Annotated in this window: 16 protein-coding genes and 2 pseudogenes; 5 read left to right on the top strand and 13 right to left on the bottom strand. The window is 61.2% G+C overall.

The window, feature by feature from the left end; genetic code table 11:
* Window positions 1-61: 61 nt before the first annotated feature.
* Together HT737_RS04040 and HT737_RS04035 are read right to left on the bottom strand one after the other, a co-directional pair.
* Window positions 62-256 (bottom strand): PLD nuclease N-terminal domain-containing protein, encoded by a 195-nt coding sequence (locus tag HT737_RS04040; protein ID WP_027613057.1) that lies wholly within the window; start codon window positions 254-256, stop codon window positions 62-64.
* A 54-nt stretch (window positions 257-310) separates the two neighbouring features.
* Window positions 311-925, bottom strand: coding sequence for a response regulator transcription factor (locus HT737_RS04035; RefSeq protein ID WP_041062595.1), 615 nt, complete (start codon window positions 923-925; stop codon window positions 311-313).
* A gap of 114 nt (window positions 926-1,039) precedes the next feature.
* Here HT737_RS04035 and HT737_RS04030 point away from each other — a divergent pair, with 114 nt between their 5' ends.
* On the top strand, window positions 1,040-2,665 hold the full coding sequence (locus HT737_RS04030; protein ID WP_182401519.1) for a hybrid sensor histidine kinase/response regulator: 1,626 nt from the start codon (window positions 1,040-1,042) through the stop codon (window positions 2,663-2,665).
* Window position 2,666: 1 nt separating this feature from the next.
* On the opposite strand, the gene yecR is transcribed toward HT737_RS04030, so the two are convergent.
* The 5 genes from yecR to HT737_RS04005 form a co-directional block, all read right to left on the bottom strand.
* Window positions 2,667-2,975, bottom strand: a complete 309-nt coding sequence (gene yecR, locus HT737_RS04025) for a YecR family lipoprotein (protein ID WP_182401517.1) — start codon at window positions 2,973-2,975, stop codon at window positions 2,667-2,669.
* Window positions 2,976-3,006: 31 nt separating this feature from the next.
* Window positions 3,007-3,321: a hypothetical protein gene (locus HT737_RS04020; RefSeq protein WP_041062586.1), complete on the bottom strand. Its 315-nt coding sequence runs from the start codon at window positions 3,319-3,321 to the stop codon at window positions 3,007-3,009.
* A gap of 187 nt (window positions 3,322-3,508) precedes the next feature.
* On the bottom strand, window positions 3,509-3,787 hold the full coding sequence (locus HT737_RS31705) for a hypothetical protein (protein WP_374011133.1): 279 nt from the start codon (window positions 3,785-3,787) through the stop codon (window positions 3,509-3,511).
* Between the two features lie 788 nt (window positions 3,788-4,575).
* Complete coding sequence (locus tag HT737_RS04010; protein ID WP_041062583.1) at window positions 4,576-5,748, bottom strand: cystathionine gamma-synthase; 1,173 nt, start codon at window positions 5,746-5,748, stop codon at window positions 4,576-4,578.
* The gene (locus HT737_RS04005) at window positions 5,745-7,121 is read right to left on the bottom strand and encodes a cystathionine beta-synthase (protein ID WP_121185011.1); all 1,377 of its coding nucleotides are present in this window, start codon (window positions 7,119-7,121) and stop codon (window positions 5,745-5,747) included. The genes HT737_RS04010 and HT737_RS04005 overlap by 4 nt, the downstream gene beginning before the upstream one ends.
* A gap of 393 nt (window positions 7,122-7,514) precedes the next feature.
* Here HT737_RS04005 and metE point away from each other — a divergent pair, with 393 nt between their 5' ends.
* Window positions 7,515-9,803, top strand: coding sequence for a 5-methyltetrahydropteroyltriglutamate--homocysteine S-methyltransferase (metE, locus tag HT737_RS04000; RefSeq protein ID WP_182401521.1), 2,289 nt, complete (start codon window positions 7,515-7,517; stop codon window positions 9,801-9,803).
* Window positions 9,804-9,926: 123 nt separating this feature from the next.
* On the opposite strand, the gene HT737_RS03995 is transcribed toward metE, so the two are convergent.
* A complete protein-coding gene (locus HT737_RS03995; RefSeq protein WP_047293852.1) occupies window positions 9,927-10,862 on the bottom strand; it encodes a Ppx/GppA family phosphatase in 936 nt (311 codons plus the stop codon).
* A 422-nt stretch (window positions 10,863-11,284) separates the two neighbouring features.
* Between HT737_RS03995 and HT737_RS03990 the strand changes: the two genes are divergently transcribed.
* Window positions 11,285-11,512 carry a ParD-like family protein gene (locus HT737_RS03990; protein WP_003225727.1) on the top strand — a complete coding sequence of 76 codons (228 nt, stop codon included), beginning with the start codon at window positions 11,285-11,287 and terminating at the stop codon, window positions 11,510-11,512.
* Entirely contained in the window at window positions 11,509-12,300 is a 792-nt protein-coding gene (gene map / locus HT737_RS03985) for a type I methionyl aminopeptidase (protein ID WP_121185015.1), read from the top strand. The genes HT737_RS03990 and map overlap by 4 nt, the downstream gene beginning before the upstream one ends.
* A 127-nt stretch (window positions 12,301-12,427) precedes the next feature.
* Here map and HT737_RS03980 read toward each other — a convergent pair.
* The 5 genes and pseudogenes from HT737_RS03980 to ribBA form a co-directional block, all read right to left on the bottom strand.
* Window positions 12,428-13,582 (bottom strand): annotated as a pseudogene (locus HT737_RS03980) (ABC transporter ATP-binding protein).
* Between the two features lie 17 nt (window positions 13,583-13,599).
* Entirely contained in the window at window positions 13,600-14,409 is an 810-nt protein-coding gene (locus HT737_RS03975; RefSeq protein WP_025111627.1) for an ABC transporter permease, read from the bottom strand.
* Window positions 14,410-14,415: 6 nt separating this feature from the next.
* Complete coding sequence (locus HT737_RS03970; RefSeq protein WP_047293860.1) at window positions 14,416-15,330, bottom strand: ABC transporter permease; 915 nt, start codon at window positions 15,328-15,330, stop codon at window positions 14,416-14,418.
* Window positions 15,327-16,354 (bottom strand): annotated as a pseudogene (locus HT737_RS03965) (ABC transporter substrate-binding protein). Before HT737_RS03965 ends, HT737_RS03970 begins: the two are co-directional and overlap by 4 nt.
* Window positions 16,355-16,679: 325 nt before the next feature.
* Window positions 16,680-17,789, bottom strand: coding sequence for a bifunctional 3,4-dihydroxy-2-butanone-4-phosphate synthase/GTP cyclohydrolase II (ribBA, locus tag HT737_RS03960; protein WP_095666807.1), 1,110 nt, complete (start codon window positions 17,787-17,789; stop codon window positions 16,680-16,682).
* Window positions 17,790-17,858: 69 nt separating this feature from the next.
* On the opposite strand from ribBA, the gene HT737_RS03955 reads away from it, so the two are divergent.
* A complete protein-coding gene (locus tag HT737_RS03955) occupies window positions 17,859-18,170 on the top strand; it encodes a DUF1330 domain-containing protein (protein WP_182401515.1) in 312 nt (103 codons plus the stop codon).
* The last annotated feature ends 74 nt before the right edge of the window (window positions 18,171-18,244 follow it).

The raw sequence follows: 18,244 nt of genomic DNA, 5'->3' as shown, positions 1-18,244 counted from the left end.
TCCTTTTGATCTTGAAAGTCAAAAGATCGCAGCCTGCGGCAGCTCCTAAAGGGGGATTTTCTCAATCCTGCGTAACGTGTTTCGGGCCGGCCAGTGCCCAGGCAATCAGGCCAAACAACGGCACGAACACGATGGCGATAATCCACACGCCTTTATTGCTGCCTTTGCCTGCGCTCTTGCGCACCCTGTTGATCGCCCACAATTCAACGATCACAAGAACGACGGCGAGTACGATCCAGACGGGTTCAATTTGCATGGGCTACCTCCTGATGGTCTTTCAGTTAGGTGAGCCCAAGCGCGCAGGGTTCATTTAAATTGCGCCGCTGCCTCCCGAATACTTCACCGCAGCGGCTGCCCGCGACGGCACATTGAGCGTGCGCAGCAACGATGACACATGGATGCGCACGGTGAACGGCGAGATATCCAGTTCCCGGGCGATCTCCTTGTTGGTCTTGCCTTGGGCGATCAGCCGCAACACATCCTGCTGACGCGGGGTGAGGGCGGTGCCGGTCTCCAGCGGCAGCAGCCCGGAAGGCGCGAACCTGACCAGTACCTCGCCTTCGCGGATCGCCAGAATCGCCTGGCCGATCTCATCCGGGGCGATGTTCTTGCCGATGAAGCCGTCGATGCCGGCCGCCATTACTTCGCCGATCAACGCCTCGTCGTCGACCATCGACACTACGATCAATGTGGTGCGTGGCAGTCTTTGGCGCAGCTCGGCGAGTTGGCTGATGCAGGTCAGGCCGGGGAAGCGCAGGTCGAGAATCAGCGTGTCCGGCTCGTTGCCGGCGGGCAGCAAGGCCAGCACAGCGTCGAGGTCGCCGGCTTCCTCGATAGTTGCCTCGGGCAACAGGCGCTGCACAGTGCGCCGCATGGCTTCGCGAAACATCGGGTGATCGTCGGCTATGATGATTCGGCCGGTCATGGCGTGACCCTCCCTGGATCAGGCGTGGTTTACGGCATGCACCTTAGCACCGCAGACGCGGATTGCCTGCCGGCCGCTGCTGAAACTGACGACTGTCGCACAAGGACGTTGCCCATGAAGTTCGAGAAAAACACCGAGCTGGATCAGGCCAATCTGCGGATCATCATCGCCAGCATTGCCATGATTTACATCTGCGTGCTCGGCGTGTTGCCGGGTCAGCGCTTCGCTACCTATCTGCCGGTGGTGGTCTACATCGCGCTGTTTCTGCTGGCGTCGATTGCCTTGCGCCAGGCCATTGCGCGCTGGCCCGGGCATTACCCGGCGCGGCGGGTTTTCGGCATGATCCACGATTACACCGGCACCTGCTTCGGCCTGGTGCTCGGCGGTGAAGCGGCGTTGCCGCTGTACGCGGTGATCATCTGGGTCAATCTGGGCAACGGCATGCGCTATGGCTCGCGCTACCTGGCGATTGCCACGGGGTTGGCGCTGCTGGCGTTGCTGGCGGTGTACCGGTTGACGCCGGTGTGGCAGGCGCAACCGTACATGGTGCTGATGTTGATGCTCACCAGCACGGTGATCCCGTTCTACGCGCACTTGCTGCTGGAACGCACGCGCAAGGCCTCTGAAGAAGCCGTCGCAGCCAATCTGGAAAAGTCGCGTTTTCTCGCCCAGGCCAGCCATGATCTGCGCCAGCCGATTCACTCCATCGGTCTGTTCACGGCGTGCCTGCGCGAATCGCGGCTGGGTGAGCAGGAGCGGCAACTGGTCGACAACATCGACCGTTCGCTGCTCAACGTCTCGCAGTTGTTCCGTTCGATTCTTGACCTCTACACCCTCGACAACGGGCGCGTCCTGCCCAGGTTGCAGGTGTTCAATCTGGGCGAGTGGCTGGCCGATCTGGTCCGCCAGAACGCCGAAGCCGCGCGCTGGGCCGGTGTGGAATTGCGCCTGCGTCCATGCAAATACTGGGTACAGAGCGATCCGGCGTTGCTCGCGACCATGGTGCAGAACGTGCTTTCCAACTGTTTCAAGTACGGCGCGCAACGCCCGGTGCTGATCGGCGTGCGCAAACGCGGTGTCGGGCTGGCCATCGTGATTTATGACCGCGGCAACGGCATTGCCGAGGAGCATCTGCCGAAAGTGTTTGAAGAGTTTTATCGGGTGCGCCAAGTGCGTGACAAGGACGTGGAAGGCGTCGGCCTCGGGTTGTCGATCGTCAAGCGTCTGGGGCAGTTGATCGGCGTCGATGTGGCGTTGCGCTCGCAGCTTGGGCGCGGCACGGCGGTCACCCTGTATGGCTTGCCGGTGGCCGTGGCGCCGCAATTGCCGGCCATGCGTGACGATGTGCGGCAGGCCGGCCTGTTGACCGGGCTGAAGGTGTGTCTGGTGGAGGATGATCGCAACGTGTTGCTGGCGACGTCGGCGCTGCTTGAGCGCTGGGGCTGCGTGGTGCAAGGCGAGTTGAGCGGGCAGGGGCTGGTCACCGATTGCGACATCATCGTCGCCGATTACGATCTGGGTACGCATTCCACGGGCATCGAGTGCATCGACGAGGTGCGGCGCCAGCGTGGTTTTGCGGTGCCGGCGATGATCATCACCGGGCATGACATCGAGAAAATACAGGCGGCCTTGCACGACCGCCAAATTGCCATCCTGTCCAAACCGGTACGCCCGGCCGAGCTGCGCGCGACCTTGCGGGCCCTACGCGACCGGCAAACCGAGCCGGCCGAGCAGGTCTGACTCAACGCTTGCAGAGGTAGTCCTGAGTGATGGTGGTTTGCAGGCAGTTGTACTGGCCCATGGTGCGGCAGATGTTTTTCTCCGAACCGGTCACCTCGGCGTTCTTGTAACCCCAGGTCTTGCAGCGCTCCATCGCGACAGTCAGACCTTGCGCGGCGTTGGTCTGGCCGCTTTCGAACTGGCCCAGTTCGTAGGAAACCTGGACCACGCCGTCGTTCTTGCTGCCGCCGGTGGCTTCCCACTGTTTGGGCGTGGCGCAGCCGGTCAGGGCGAGGGCGGTGAGGGTGAGAGTAGCGATCAGGGTTTTCATGATGAGCGTCGTCCTTTACCGGAGAAATCAATTACTGAACGGGGATCGGTGAGGCGCCTTTGGGCAGGCAAGACAGCGGCGGAGTCATGATGCCCATGCTCGCCACCGCGATAATCGCCCCGCTGGGCAACTCGCAGTTGTACTCGCCGGCCGAGGTATACGCGGTGTAGTAGGTGAGGGTGCTGTCGCTGCGGATGTTATCGATTTTCGACACCGGTTTGCCGATGACGGTCTGGGCCCGTTCTTTCATGCTGGCTTCGGTAGGTTTGGCAGTCTGGCAACCGCTGGCGCCCAGCATCAGGGCGCCGACAATGGCTACTTTGCACAGATTGGAATGCAGTTTCATGGTGCTTCTTCCTTGGTGTTGTTCTGATGTCCAGGCACAACGATCCCGCGCACTGCACGGTGGCAATGTTGGGGGAACGTCGGGGGTTGCGAGGGAATATAGCGCCGGGGTGGCGAGGTGGTCGATTAGCACAAATGTGCTAGTGCCGCGGTGGGAGAGGCGACCCGAACGGGTCGCCCTGCGTTGATTACTGAGGGGCGTTGAACTGGTCGGAATAGCTGCCGGTCATCAGCGCCGAAGCGACGCGATCAGAACCGACACCGACGCGTGAGTAGGCATACCGATTGGCGCCGACCTTGTCGGTGCCGTCGGAGGCCAGTGCACCAGCACCGACGTGGTCGGAACCATCGGAAGCCACTGCGCCAGCCCCGACATGATCAGAGCCATCCGAGGCGACTGCACCAGCGCCGACATGGTCGGAACCATCGGACGCCACTGCGCCAGCCCCCCACATGATCAGAGCCATCGGAGGCTACCGCGCCAGCCCCGACATGATCAGAGCCATCGGAGGCGACTGCGCCAGCCCCCGACATGATCAGAGCCATCGGAGGCGACTGCACCGGCGCCGACGTGATCAGAGCCATCGGACGCCACTGCGCCGGCTCCCACATGATCCGAACCATCAGAGGCCATCGCCTGCGGCTGCGCAGCCCAAACCGTTGGCAACATCACGGTCGCCGCGACCGCAAGAATGGCGCCTGATAAAAGCGTGTGTTTCATGATTTTCTCCACGACCCATCAGCCACACAGCATTCCGTTGGCCCGGGGTTGACCAGATTGGCGATTGGCACGGGCGCACGGTAACGCGCACGGGTGTCGACGTATTGCATGAAACTGCGAAAGCGAGCTGAAAAGTATAGATCGTCAAACACGGGCCATGGCTGGCCGGGGGGAGCAAGTGATAGTCGGTTAACTTCCTTGCAGACGGGGGCTTGAAGGAAATCAGTCTAAAAACACCTGACCATCACTCGGTGGCATTTGCTAGCCTCAAAGGTGTAGGCGAAGACGCAGACTGATGCGCAAGCGGATAGCAAGGGGACGTGGGGCGCGTTCCGAAGGGTACACGGTTAGAAAGATCTCCGCGCTGAGATCCAGCCCTTATGCCGTGTGAGGCAGCAAAGCGCCGTTCTTTTTCCATGGTTGCTTTTGTACTGTGAGAGGCCCGATAAACCTTGTAAGCCAGAGACCAGCACTGGCCGCCTACTCGAATAAACCAAAGCCCGCATCACTGCGGGCTTTGTCGTTGTTGCAGGGTCAAATCTTCGTCAGCGCATACGCCAGATCGGCGCGCAGGTCTTCGAGATCTTCGACCCCCACCGACAGACGCACCAGGCCGTCGCCGATGCCCAGTTTGGCGCGGGTTTCAGCGGGAATGGTCGCGTGGGTCATGATCGCCGGGTGCTCGATCAGGCTTTCAACACCGCCCAAACTCTCTGCCAGGGCAAAGATCTTCACGTTTTCCAGAAAGCGCCGTGCGCCCTCCAGATCACTGTTCAGATCCACCGAGATCATCCCGCCAAAACCATGCATCTGCCGTTTGGCCAACTCATGTTGCGGGTGCGACGGCAGGCCTGGGTAGTAAACGCGTTTGACCTGCGGCTGCTGCTCCAGCCACTTGGCCAGTTCCAGCGCGTTGCTGCAATGACGCTCCATGCGCAGCGCCAGGGTTTTCACCCCGCGCAGGGTCAGGAACGCATCGAACGGGCCGGAAATCGCGCCGACCGCGTTTTGCAGGAAGCCGAGTTTGTCCGCCAGTTCGGCATTCTGCCCAACTACCGCGATACCACCGATCACGTCGGAGTGACCGTTCAGGTACTTGGTGGTCGAGTGCAGCACGATGTCGAAACCCAGCTCCAGCGGGCGCTGAATGTACGGGCTGGCGAAGGTGTTGTCGGCAACGCTGATGATTCCGCGTGCGCGGCAGATGCGCGCAATCGCGGCCAGATCCGACAGGCTCAGCAGCGGGTTGGTCGGCGACTCGACAATCACCAGGCGGGTGTCGTCCTGCAGCGCCGCTTCGAACGCCGCCAGGTCAGTCAGATCGACATAGCTGAAACGGTGTCCGGCACTGCGCTGGCGCACCTTGTCGAACAGGCGGAACGTGCCGCCGTACAGGTCATTGCCGGAGATGACGTGGGAACCGGCATCGATCAGTTCAAGCACGGTGGAGATCGTCGCCAGCCCGGACGCGAACGCGAAGGCGCGGGTGCCACCTTCCAGATCCGCCACGCAACGCTCCAGGGCAAAACGCGTCGGGTTGTGCGAGCGCCCGTAGTCGAAGCCCTTGTGCACGCCGGGGCTGTCCTGCAGGTACGTCGAGTTGGCGTAGATCGGCGGCATCAGCGCACCGGTGGTCGGGTCAGGCGTTTGCCCGGCGTGGATCACCCGGGTCGCGAAGCCTTGGGATTTATCGTCGTGCTGACTCATGCGAGGGATCTCCGTAATTGGTTGAGCATGTCGGTGCGGGTAATCAGACCGTGGAAGCCCGAAGCGTCGGCAATGATCGCCACGAGGCCACGACTGAGCACCGCTTCCAGCTCGGTGAGATGGGCGCCAGGTGCGAGGGTTTGCAGTTTGTCGGTCATCACGCTGGATACCGATTGACTGAAGCGCGCGGCGTCTTCGTGCACCGCGAGCAAGATGTCGGATTCGTCGATCACGCCGACCAGTTGTTTGCCTTCAACCAGCACCGGCAGTTGTGAGACATCCGCCAGACGCATGCGCTGGAACGCGGTCAGCAGGGTGTCGTCGGGGCCGACGCTGATCACGCGGCCGTCCTCGAAGCGGCGGGCGATCAGATCGCGCAGGTCGCCATAGCGTTTGCGCTGCAACAGGCCCTGATCGGTCATCCACTGGTCGTTGTAGACCTTCGACAGATAGCGCGTGCCGGTGTCGCAGACGAAGCTGACCACGCGTTTGGGCTCGGTCTGTTCGCGGCAATAACGCAGCGCGGCGGCGAGCAGGGTGCCGGTGGACGAACCCCCGAGAATGCCTTCGGCCTTGAGCAACTGACGGGCATGATCGAAGCTTTCTTCGTCGCTGATCGAGTAGGCGTGGCGCACGCTGCTGAGGTCGGTGATCGACGGAATGAAGTCTTCGCCGATGCCTTCCACGGCCCACGAACCGGGCGTCGGCATCGTGCCGTCGCGGCTGTATTGCGCCATCACCGAACCCACCGGATCGGCGAGGACCATTTGCAGATCCGGCTGTACCCGTTTGAAGAAGCGGCTCAGCCCGGTCAGGGTGCCGGCGGAACCGACGCCGACCACGATCGCGTCCAGATCATGCTCGGTCTGCGCCCAGATTTCCGGCGCGGTGCTGCACTCGTGTGCCAGCGGGTTGGCGGGGTTGTTGAACTGGTCGGCGAAGAACGCGCCGGGAATGTCTTTCGCCAGGCGGGCGGCGACGTCCTGATAATACTCGGGGTGGCCCTTGCCGACGTCCGAGCGGGTGATGTGCACTTCGGCGCCCATGGCTTTCAAGTGCAGGACTTTCTCGGTGGACATCTTGTCCGGCACCACCAGCACCACGCGGTAGCCCTTGGCCCGGCCGACCAGCGCCAGACCCAGGCCGGTATTGCCGGCGGTGGCCTCGACGATGGTGCCACCCGGTTGCAGGCGCCCGTCGCGTTCAGCGGCGTCGATCATCGCCAGACCGATGCGGTCCTTGATCGAGCCGCCGGGGTTTTGTGATTCCAGTTTGAGAAACAGTGTGCAGAGGCCGGTATCGAAGCGGGTAACTTGTACCAACGGCGTATTGCCGATCAGCCCAAGTACGGCAGGGCGTGAATCCTTTGACATTTCTTCACCTCTTGTAGTGGTGTTGATCGCGTTCCATTCGCGGGGAAAAGCTCGCGTGCAACATAGGCGCAGACATGATCTGTCGCAACCATTAGTCAGCCGCAGATACAGCCATTTCGATCTAACCATAGAACAGAATCAAAGCCTGCAACGGCGCGGTTTCAGAGGGTTTACATCAAGGCGTCATTGAGTATTCAAAGGGCGTCGTGACCGCGCTCGATTGCTTGATTCGCGCAGGAATATCCTGCAGGGCAAAACATGTTTTCAGCGGGCAAAACAGCTGGCATTCGATCATGAGGGAAACTTGTGATCATCAAGATTAAAATGAGTTTGTCTCACCAGTGCCTGATCCCGACAATGGCCGCCATCAACAAGACATTGGAGTTGTTTGTCATGGCACTGGCCCATTCCCTCGGATTTCCGCGCATCGGTCGCGACCGCGAACTGAAGAAAGCGCAAGAGGCGTTCTGGAAAGGAGAACTGAACGAGGCCGGCCTGCGTGAAGTGGGTCGTGAACTACGCAAGGCCCATTGGGACTTGCAGAAAAACAGCGGCATCGAGCTGCTGCCGGTGGGCGATTTCGCCTGGTACGACCAGGTGCTGACTCACTCGCTGATGTTCGGGGTGATCCCCGAGCGTTTCCGTCCGCACGACGGCAAACCCAGCCTGCAGACCCTGTTCGGCATGGCCCGTGGTGTCAGCGACAGCTGCTGCGGCGGTGCGCACGCTCAGGAAATGACCAAGTGGTTCGACACCAACTACCACTATCTGGTCCCGGAATTCAGTGTCGATCAACAGTTCCAGCTCGGCTGGGAACAGTTGTTCGAAGAAGTCGAAGAGGCCCGTGCCCTCGGCCATAACGTCAAACCGGTGATTATCGGCCCACTGACTTATCTATGGCTGGGCAAGGCCAAAGGCGCCGCATTCGACAAGCTGGAATTGCTCGACCGCCTGCTGCCGCTGTACGGGCAGATCTTCGCCCGGCTCGCCGCCCTCGGTGTGGAATGGGTGCAAATCGACGAGCCGATTCTGGTGCTCGACCTGCCGCAGGAGTGGAAGAACGCTTTCGAGCGTGCGTACAACCAGATCCAGCGCGATCCGCTGAAGAAACTGCTCGCCACTTACTTCGGTGGTCTGGAAGAGAACCTCGGTCTGGCCGCTAACCTGCCGGTTGACGGTCTGCACATCGATCTGGTGCGCGCAGCGGAACAGTACCCGACCATCCTCGATCGCCTGCCGGCCTACAAAGTGTTGTCGCTGGGCCTGGTCAACGGTCGCAACGTCTGGCGTTGCGATCTGGAACATGCGCTGGCGACGTTGCAGCATGCGCATGAACGGCTGGGGGATCGGCTGTGGGTCGCGCCGTCCTGCTCGCTGCTGCACAGTCCGGTGGACCTGAGTCGCGAAGACCAGCTCGATGCCGAGCTGAAAAGCTGGCTGGCGTTTGCCGTGCAGAAGTGTGAAGAAGTCGCCGTGCTGGCGCAGGCCGTCAACGAGCCTGAGTCACCAAAGGTGCTCCGCGCCTTGACCCAAAGCCGCTCGGTACAGACCAGCCGCGCCGCCTCGCCACGTATTCACAAACCGGCGGTGCAGGCCCGTGTGGCGGCCATTACCGCGCAGGACAGCCAGCGCCAGTCGCCGTTTACCCAGCGCATCGCCAAGCAGCGCGCCGGCCTCGATCTGCCGCTGTTCCCGACCACCACCATCGGTTCATTTCCGCAGACCGCCTCGATTCGTCTGGCGCGTCAGTCGTTCAAGCAAGGCAAGCTCAGCGAAGCTGAATACACCGAAGCCATGTACAGCGAAATCCGTCACGCCGTGGAAATCCAGGAGCAACTGGGGCTCGATGTGCTGGTGCACGGAGAAGCCGAGCGCAACGACATGGTCGAGTACTTCGCCGAGCAACTCGACGGCTATGTGTTCACCCGTTTTGGCTGGGTGCAGAGCTACGGTTCACGTTGCGTGAAGCCGGCAGTGATCGTCGGTGATCTGAGCCGTCCGCAAGCCATGACCGTGGACTGGATCCGCTATGCTCAGGGCCTGACCGGCAAGGTCATGAAAGGCATGCTGACCGGCCCGGTGACCATGCTGATGTGGTCGTTCCCCCGCGAGGACGTGTCCCGTGAAGTGCAGGCGCGGCAACTGGCGCTGGCGATCCGTGACGAAGTGGTGGATCTGGAGGCCGCCGGAATCAAGATCGTGCAGATCGACGAGGCCGCATTCCGCGAAGGCTTGCCGCTGCGCCGCGCGCAATGGCAGCACTATCTGGACTGGGCCACCGAAGTGTTCCGCCTGTGCGCCTCGGGTGTGCGTGACGAAACCCAGATTCACACGCACATGTGTTACAGCGAATTCAACGACGTGATCGAATCCATCGCGGCGATGGACGCCGACGTGATCACCATCGAAACCTCGCGCTCGGACATGGAATTGCTCGATGCCTTCGAAGCCTTCGCCTATCCGAACGAGATCGGCCCGGGTGTCTACGACATCCACTCGCCACGCGTTCCCGATGCTTCGGAGATGGCCAGTTTGCTGCGCAAGGCAGCGCAGCGGATTCCGGCCGAGCGGTTGTGGGTCAACCCGGATTGCGGCTTGAAAACCCGTGGCTGGCCGGAGACTGAGGCGGCACTGGTGCACATGGTTGCCGCTGCCCGTCAGCTACGCAAAGAACTGGCCTGAAGCCTGAATACAAACCCTGTGGGAGCGAGCTTGCTCGCGAAAGCGGAGTGTCAGCTGAATAATTCTCGACTGACACTTCGCCTTCGCGGGCAAGCCCGCTCCCACACTGGAGTGTGTAGGGTATCAGTGCCGGCTCATCAATCCATGCAGCACACCCAGGCGCAGCCCCGGTTCCGACGGCGCCATCTGCGAAATCCCGAATGCCTTGAACGCCGCCAGCATCAATACCAATCCGCCGGGCAAAATGCTCTGGCGATGCGGCTGCAAACCTGCCAGCTTCAACTGCTGAACGTTTTTCACCTTCAGCAGCAACAGCGACAAACGCAACAACCCGCCATAGGTAATGCCATCCTGGCCGAAGTCGTTCAAGCGATTGGCCTTCAGCACTTTCGCCAGCATTCGCGCCGTGCCGGACGAGCCAATGGTCTGCTGCCAACCCTGCGCGCGGTAGCGGCGGGCGACTTTCTCGAAGTGCAGGATCGCCACGCGTTCGGCTTCCTGCAGCGCACCGGGTGCGATGCGCCCGTCAGGGAAATAGCGGGCGCCCAGGGTGCCGCTGCCGATGGCGATGCTTTCGGTGAGCAGCGGTTGTGTGCCCTGGCCGAGAATCAGCTCGGTGGAACCACCGCCGATATCGACCACCAAGCGCATGTCTTCAGCGCCCGGCAGGGAATGGGCGACGCCGGCATAGACCAGTTGCGCCTCTTCATGGCCGGAAATGACATCGATGCGAAACCCCAGATGACGTTCGGCGCTGTGCAGAAACAGCTGCGCATTGTCGGCCTCGCGCACTGCGCTGGTCGCCACTGCGCGAACCTTGCCGGCCTCGAACCCGCGCAGTTTCTTGCCGAACCGCGCCAGCGCCTGCCAGCCCCGGTCCAGCGCCATTTCGTCCAGAGCACCACCGTCAAAACCTTCGGCCAGTCGCACCGGTTCACGCAGGGTTTTGACTTCCTGGATCATCAAGCCTTTTCGACTGCGAACCGACTGGCCGATCATCAGGCGAAACGCATTCGAACCCAGGTCGATGGCGGCAAAGAGCGAGGCGTCTTCTTTCATGGGAATCCCTGCAAAGCATCCGTCGAAGGCTCAAGACGGTTTGCGAGGATTCTGCGATGCGCTTGATGACATCCTGATGACGGGGCAGGGGCGGTTCAGTGAATTGTTGGCTGTCATGACCCTGTCATTATCCGGCGTCTATCCTGAGCCCAATACATCGCGTGTTCTTAAAGTTTTTGCTGCCTCTTTGGGCAGCTTTTTTTTGCCTGAAATTCCACACGTTTCCCCCAAAAGCCAACAAAAAATCCCTGTAGGAGCTGCCGCAGGCTGCGACCTTTTGACTTTGTTTTTTGAAGATCAAAAGATCGCAGCCTGCGGCAGCTCCTGCACGTTTATGTCAGCAGGTTTGCGGAGTGTATTTGCAATTTTCCATGAGGCTTGGCTAATATACGATCCATATACACTTCGTATTGGATTTGGATATGGGCATCGTAAAGATTTCGGAAGACATGCACGAGAACCTGCGCATCTCCAGCAATGCACTCAGCCGCTCGATCAACGCGCAGGCCGAGCACTGGATGCGCATCGGCATGCTTGCCGAACTGCACCCCAACCTCGACCACAGCGCCATTTGCCGCTTGCTGATCCGCGCCGAACAGAACGGCGGGCTGGATCTGCACCAACTGACTCAGGAAGCCGTCAGCGCATGAGAAACCAGATCAAGATCAACAGCCCCGCCGAAATCGCTCAGTCACGCGCTGCCGGCAAGCTGGCCGCCGAGGTGCTGGCGATGCTGGTACCGCATGTGAAGGCGGGCGTGACCACCGATGAACTGGATCGGTTGTGCAACGATTACATCGTCAACGTGCAGAAAGCCATTCCGGCCAACGTCGGTTACCACGGTTTCCCGAAAACCGTCTGCGCCTCGGTCAACGACGTGGTGTGCCACGGCATTCCGTCCGGCACGCCGTTGAAAGACGGCGACATCGTCAACCTCGACATCGCGGTGATCAAGGACGGCTGGTTCGGCGACACCAGCCGCATGTACGTGGTTGGCGAGGCGACGCCAGAAGCGCAGCACCTGATCAAGACCACCTACGACGCCATGTGCGCCGGCATCCGCAGGGTGCGTCCGGGCGCGACGCTGGGCGACATCGGCCATGCGATCCAGAGTCTGGCGGAGAAAGAAGGCTTCAGCGTGGTGCGCGAGTATTGCGGGCATGGCATTGGCAAGGTTTACCACGATGAACCGCAGATCCTGCATTACGGCTTCCCCAATCAGGGCATGAAGCTCAAGGCGGGGATGATCTTCACCGTGGAACCGATGCTCAACGCCGGCAAGCGCCATGTGAAGAACATGCCGGACGGCTGGACCGTGCTGACCAAGGATGGCTCGTTGTCGGCGCAGTGGGAGCATATGGTGGCGGTGACGGAGACAGGCTTCGAAATCCTCACGGCGTGGCCGGACGAAATTGAAGGGTTCACTCCGATCGCCTGAACACTGAGATTCCTGTGGGAGCGGGCTTGCCCGCGAAGACGTCAGCACATTCAACATTGATATTGAATGTACCGGCCTCTTCGCGGGCAAGCCCGCTCCCACAGGGAGGTGTATTGCGTGGGGTATATCAGTGGGAGCCGGCGGCTTTGTTGAGGTCGCTTTCAGCCCATTCGGTGTAGACACAGGCATCCGCCGTCGCCCAGCGTACCCGCACCGGATCGCCAGCCTTGAGCGGCATGCCGGCGGCGGACAACGCTTTTACCGTCATCGAAGTACCGCCTGCGGTGAGCACGCTGCACGTCTGGCTCTCACCAAGAAACAACACCTCCACCACCTGCGCCGACACCTCGTTCCAACCCGCTGCCAGCGGCTCTGCGCTCGCCTGCTGCACGCTCAGCGCCACAGCCTTTTCCGGACGCACCATCAGCAGCACATCCTGATCGGTGTGCAAGCCGGCGGTCAGGCGAATCGACAACGACTGCCCCTCAAACCCGCCGCCGCATTGCCTTGGGCCTTGAGCTTGAGGAAGTTCGAGTTGCCGAGGAACGACGCGACAAACGCGTTCGGCGGATTCTGGTACAGGTCATAACCGCTGCCCAGGCCGACAATCTTGCCGTGACTGAATATCGCGATGCGCTGCGACAAACGCATCGCTTCTTCCTGATCGTGGGTCACGTAGACGATGGTGATGCCCAGGCGCCGATGCAACTGGCGCAGTTCATCCTGCAAGTCTTCACGCAGTTTTTTTATCCAGCGCTCCAAGGGGTTCGTCCATCAACAGAATGCGTGGCTCGTAGACCAGCGCGCGGGCGATGGCGACGCGTTGCTGTTGCCCGCCAGACAGTTGCGAAGGGCGGCGATGAGCGAATTGTTCCAGTTGCACCAGCTTCAACATCGCGTCGACACGCTTGTCACGTTCGGCGGCGGCGAGTTTGCGGATCGCCAGCGGAAAGGCGATGTTGTCGCGCACCGACAAATGCGGGAACAGCGAATAGCGCTGGAACACCATGCCGATGTCGCGCTTGTGCGGCGGCACGTTGACCAGCGACTGACCGTTGACCAGGATCTCGCCGCTGCTCGGCGTTTCGAACCCGGCGAGCATCGACAGCGTGGTGCTTTTGCCCGAGCCACTGGAGCCGAGGAAGGTCAGGAACTCGCCGTCCCTGATGTCCAGCGAGATGTTGTCGACGGCGGCAAAGTCGCCGTAGTGCTTGTTCAGATTACGCAGGCTGACCAGAGGTTTGTCGTTCTGCTGGGAGGCGTCTTTGATCACGGCACTCATGTCGTACTCCTGGGCGCTCAGGCGCTGATTTCGTTGCGCCGGCGCAGCGCGGCGGCGATGACCATGACCAAAACCGACAAGCCGATCAGCAGCGTCGAAGCGACGGCGATCACCGGGGTCAGGTCCTGGCGCAGGGTGGTCCACATTTTCACGGGAAGGGTTTGCAGGGTCGGGCTGGCCATCATCACGCTCAGCACCACTTCGTCCCACGATACGAGGAAGGCGAAGAGGGCGCCGGCAACCATGCCCGGGCGAATCGCCGGGAACGTCACCTTGAACACCGCTTGCAGGCGTGAGGCACCGCAGATCACCGCCGCGTCTTCAATCGACTGATCGAACAGCTTCAGCGAGTTGATGATCGAGATGATGGTGAACGGCAGCGCGACGATCACATGGCTGACCACGAAGGCGAACATCGTCCCTGTGTAACCGAGCTTGAGAAACAGCGCGTACACCGCCACGGCGATGATCACCAGCGGCACGATCATCGGCAGGGTGAACAGGCCGTAGAGCATTTCCCGACCGGGAAAACGCCCGCGCACCAAAGCGAACGCCGTCGGCAGGCCGAGGGCCACGGCGCAGATCGTGGTCAGCACCGCGACCTTGAGGCTGGCCGCCGCGGCGTTCATCCAGTCAGCGTTGGAGAAGAACTGGCCGTACCATTTCAACGTCCAGCCCGGCGGCGGGAACACCAGCCATTGCGACGAACCGAACGACAGCAGGACGATGAACACGATCGGCAACAGCAGAAACAGGCCGATCAAACCGGTGGTGGCGTAGAGTCCGAAACGCATGCGGCGGCTCATGGCATTGGGAGTCAGGAGCATCTCGGCTTACCTCGCGTTGCTGGCGCCAACCGGGGATTCCGGCTGAAGCTTCAGGTAGAAGTAGAACAGCACCAGCGTGATCGCGATCAGCAACGCGGCGCCGGCACTGGCCAGGCCCCAGTTGAGGAACGATTGCACCTGCTGAATGATGAACTCCGGCAGCATCATGTTCTGCGCCCCGCCGAGCAGCGCCGGGGTAACGTAGTAACCGAGCGACATCACGAACACCATCAACCCGCCGGACGCCAGGCCCGGCCGGCACAGCGGCAGGAACACCCGGAAGAAGTTGGTCCACGGACTGGCGCCACAGATCGAGCCGGCCTGCAGGATCATCGGGTCGATGGCCTGCATGGTCGCCTGCAACGGCAGGACGATGAACGGGATCATGATGTAGCTCATGCCGATCACCACGCCGGTCAGGTTGTGCACCATTTCCAGCGGCTGATCGATGATGCCCAGCGCCATCAGCGCCTTGTTGATCACCCCCGAGGCTTGCAGCAGCACCAGCCACGAATAGGTGCGGGCGAGCAGGCTGGTCCACATCGACAGCAGCACGATGTTGAGGATCCAGCGCCCCCAGCCGCGTGGCACCAGGGTGATCGCCCAAGCCAGTGGGAAGCCCAGCAACAGGCTGAAAATCGTCACCAGACCGGCCACCGAAAAGGTGTTGAGCAGCACCCGTGCATATGCCGAGTTGGCGAACAGTTGTTCATAGTTGCCGAGGCCCGGCACCGGTTCCAACACGCCGCGCAACAGCAGGCCAATCAACGGCGCGAGAAAGAACAAACCGAGGAACAGCAGGGCCGGGATGAGATTGCCGGCACCTTTCCAGCGTTGTCTGAAGGTGGGGGACGAGCCGGCAGCGCCAGTGGCGCTCCCGGTCACCGTTGCAGGACGGGGCGCAGTGGCCGCCATTTTCATTTGACCAGCCATTCGTTCCACCGTGTCGCGATGGCTTGACCGTTCTTGGCCCAGTACGCGAAATCAAGCGTGATTTGATCCTTGGCGTAGGCCGTCGGCAGATTCGGGGCCAGCACCGAGTCCAGGCGCGCCACGCTGTCGACGTTGACCGGGGCGTAGGCGGTCAGGTTGGAGAAGTCCGCCTGGCCTTTGGCACTGCTGGCGTTGGCCAGAAACTTCATCGCCGCGTCCTTGTTTTTTCGAGCCTTTTTGGAATCACCAGAATGTCGGCCATGACCAGGTTCTGTTTCCAGCTCACGCCGACCGGTGCGCCGTCTTCCTGCAGGGCATGAATCCGGCCGTTCCAGAACTGGCCCATGCTTGCTTCACCGGAGGCCAGCAGTTGCTGCGACTGCGCGCCGCCGCCCCACCAGACGATGTCTTTCTTGATGGTGTCGAGTTTCTTGAAGGCGCGATCCAGGTCCAGCGGGTAGAGCTTGTCAGCCGCTACGCCGTCGGCCAGCAGCGCCAGCTCGAGCACGCCGGGGCTTGGCCATTTGTACAGGGCGCGTTTGCCGGGGTAGGTCTTGGTGTCGAACAGGGCGCTCCAGTCTTGCGGCTTGGCAGCGCCGAGCTTGCCCTCGTTGTAGCCGAGGACGAAGGAGAAGAAGAACGAGCCGACGCCGTAGTCGCTGACGAAACGCGGGTCGATCTTGTCGCGCTGGATGACGTTGAAGTCGAGGGGTTCGAGCAGGCCTTCGGCAGCGGCGCGCAGGGCAAAGTCAGCTTCGACATCGACCACGTCCCATTGCACGTTGCCGCTCTCGACCATGGCCTTGAGTTTGCCGTAGTCGGTCGGGCCGTCCTGCACCACGGTGATGCCGCTGGCCTTGCTGAACGGATCGGCCCAGGCCTGTTTCTGCGCATCCTGGGTGCTTCCGCCCCAGCTGACAAAGTTCACACTCTCGGCGGCCATTGCAGCCTGGCCAGTCACGCTCAGCAGTCCCGCAAAAAGGATTGCGGTTGCAGCTTTGTTCAACACCATTTTTACGCCCTCATTGTTGTGTTTTTTGAGCGGGCTTGCGTTGTTGCCCGCCTGTCGGGAGCAGTAGCCGGGCGGTTTTTCAGATCGCCCGGTCTATGGAATATCATATTATGGTATTCCAAACTTTGTGCAAGCACTTTGCCTTACCGGTTATCTGGCGAAGCTGTTTTTTGACCGCTGAAGGATTTTCTATAGATGAATTGTGGCGAGGGAGCTTGTTCCCGCCGGATTGCGAAGCGACTCGCTTCTCTGAAAAGCTGGGGCCTGCTGCGCAGTCCAGCGGGAGCAAGCTCCCTCGCCACAGGAAATCACCTGTGTCTGGGCGTTATTCGGTAAACGGAATGCTCTCCACCACCTCCAGGTCATACCCGGTCAGCCCCGCATACTTCAGCGGCGGCCCAAGATGGCGCAGTTTGCCGACGCCGAGGTTCTGCAGAATCTGCGCCCCGGTGCCGACCTCCGAATAAATCCGCGATTGCGAGCGACTGAACTGCCGTGGCGGCTGGGTCAATTGCGGCACGCGCTCGAGCAGCGCCTGCGACGATTCATGATTGGCCAACACCACCACAACCCCATGACCTTCGGCCGCGACCCGTTGCAGCGCCGCCCACAGCGTCCAGTTGCTCGGCCCGCTGTACTCGGCGCCGACCAGATCACGCAGCGGATCGATCACATGTACACGCACCAGCGTCGGCTCTTCGCGGCGCAGATCGCCCATGACCATCGCCATGTGCACACCGCCCTCAATGCGGTCTTCAAAGGTGATAAGGCGGAAGGTGCCATGCACCGTCGGCAGCTCACGTTCGCCGATGCGTTCGATGGTGTGCTCGGTGCTCAGGCGATAATGAATCAGGTCAGCGATGGTGCCGATCCTGATTCCGTGCTTACGGGCGAACACTTCCAGATCCGGGCGGCGGGCCATGGTGCCGTCGTCGTTCATCACCTCGACGATCACCGAGGCCGGGGTGAAACCGGCGAGGCGCGCCAGATCGCAACCGGCCTCGGTGTGGCCGGCGCGGGTCAGCACGCCGCCTTCCTTGGCGCGCAGCGGGAAGATGTGCCCAGGCTGCACCAGGTCTTCAGCGCGGGCGTCTGTGGCCACAGCGGCCGCGACCGTGCGCGCGCGATCGGCCGCAGAAATGCCAGTGGTGACGCCGACCGCCGCTTCAATTGACACGGTAAACGCGGTGCTGAATACGCTGCCATTGCTCGGGACCATCTGCTCCAGGCCCAGGCGTTGGCAATGCTCGTCGGTCAACGTCAGGCAGATCAATCCGCGCGCTTCACGGGCCATGAAGCTGATCGCCTCGGGCGTGCAACAATCGGCGGCCAGCAGCAGGTCGCCTTCGTTTTCCCGATCTTCGTCATCGACCAGCAGGACCATTTTGCCGAGGCGATAATCTTCGAGGATTTCTTCGATGCTGTTGAAGGCCATGCTGGACTCTCAGGGTTTGTTGGAAATAATATTGGTATACCATAATACAAAATCAACAATGAGGTCACTATGAAGGCGTACTGGATTGCCCACGTTGATGTCGACGATGCCGAGCACTACAACCAATACACCCAGCGCGCACCGAAGGCGTTTGCCGAATTTGGCGCAAAGTTTTTGGCCAGAGGCGGGCGCAGCGAAGCGCTCGAGGGCAGGGCTACTCCTCAGCGTAGCGTGGTGATCGAGTTCGAGAGCTACGAGCAGGCGTTGGCGTGCTACCACTCGGCGGCGTATCAGGAAGCGAAACGTTATCGCGAGGAATGGGCGCGGGCGGACATCGTCATCGTCGAACGGCATCGCCCCACTTTAACGCAACACCGCTAAACACTGTGGGAGCGAGCCTGCTCGCGAAAGCGGTCGATCATTCAACATTTGTATCGACTGACCCGACGCCTTCG

It is taken from the genome of Pseudomonas sp. MD195_PC81_125 (genome assembly GCF_014060985.1).
Classification (GTDB): domain Bacteria; phylum Pseudomonadota; class Gammaproteobacteria; order Pseudomonadales; family Pseudomonadaceae; genus Aquipseudomonas; species Aquipseudomonas parakoreensis.
Note: the sequence above shows the minus strand (reverse complement) of the source record. Positions and strands in the feature narration are given on the sequence as shown.

Bases quoted from the DNA above. Each gene is read 5' to 3' on its own strand.
- HT737_RS03970 (WP_047293860.1), bottom strand. From the start codon at position 15,330: ATGAAAATGGCGGCCACTGCGCCCCGTCCTGCAACGGTGACCGGGAGC.
- HT737_RS04040 (WP_027613057.1), bottom strand. From the start codon at position 256: ATGCAAATTGAACCCGTCTGGATCGTACTCGCCGTCGTTCTTGTGATC.
- HT737_RS04010 (WP_041062583.1), bottom strand. From the start codon at position 5,748: ATGAGTCAGCACGACGATAAATCCCAAGGCTTCGCGACCCGGGTGATC.
- metE (WP_182401521.1), top strand. From the start codon at position 7,515: ATGGCACTGGCCCATTCCCTCGGATTTCCGCGCATCGGTCGCGACCGC.
- yecR (WP_182401517.1), bottom strand. From the start codon at position 2,975: ATGAAAACCCTGATCGCTACTCTCACCCTCACCGCCCTCGCCCTGACC.
- HT737_RS04035 (WP_041062595.1), bottom strand. From the start codon at position 925: ATGACCGGCCGAATCATCATAGCCGACGATCACCCGATGTTTCGCGAA.
- HT737_RS04030 (WP_182401519.1), top strand. From the start codon at position 1,040: ATGAAGTTCGAGAAAAACACCGAGCTGGATCAGGCCAATCTGCGGATC.
- HT737_RS31705 (WP_374011133.1), bottom strand. From the start codon at position 3,787: ATGGCTCTGATCATGTGGGGGGCTGGCGCAGTGGCGTCCGATGGTTCC.
- map (WP_121185015.1), top strand. From the start codon at position 11,509: ATGAGAAACCAGATCAAGATCAACAGCCCCGCCGAAATCGCTCAGTCA.
- HT737_RS03990 (WP_003225727.1), top strand. From the start codon at position 11,285: ATGGGCATCGTAAAGATTTCGGAAGACATGCACGAGAACCTGCGCATC.
- HT737_RS03995 (WP_047293852.1), bottom strand. From the start codon at position 10,862: ATGAAAGAAGACGCCTCGCTCTTTGCCGCCATCGACCTGGGTTCGAAT.
- HT737_RS04020 (WP_041062586.1), bottom strand. From the start codon at position 3,321: ATGAAACTGCATTCCAATCTGTGCAAAGTAGCCATTGTCGGCGCCCTG.
- HT737_RS04005 (WP_121185011.1), bottom strand. From the start codon at position 7,121: ATGTCAAAGGATTCACGCCCTGCCGTACTTGGGCTGATCGGCAATACG.
- HT737_RS03955 (WP_182401515.1), top strand. From the start codon at position 17,859: ATGAAGGCGTACTGGATTGCCCACGTTGATGTCGACGATGCCGAGCAC.
- ribBA (WP_095666807.1), bottom strand. From the start codon at position 17,789: ATGGCCTTCAACAGCATCGAAGAAATCCTCGAAGATTATCGCCTCGGC.
- HT737_RS03975 (WP_025111627.1), bottom strand. From the start codon at position 14,409: ATGCTCCTGACTCCCAATGCCATGAGCCGCCGCATGCGTTTCGGACTC.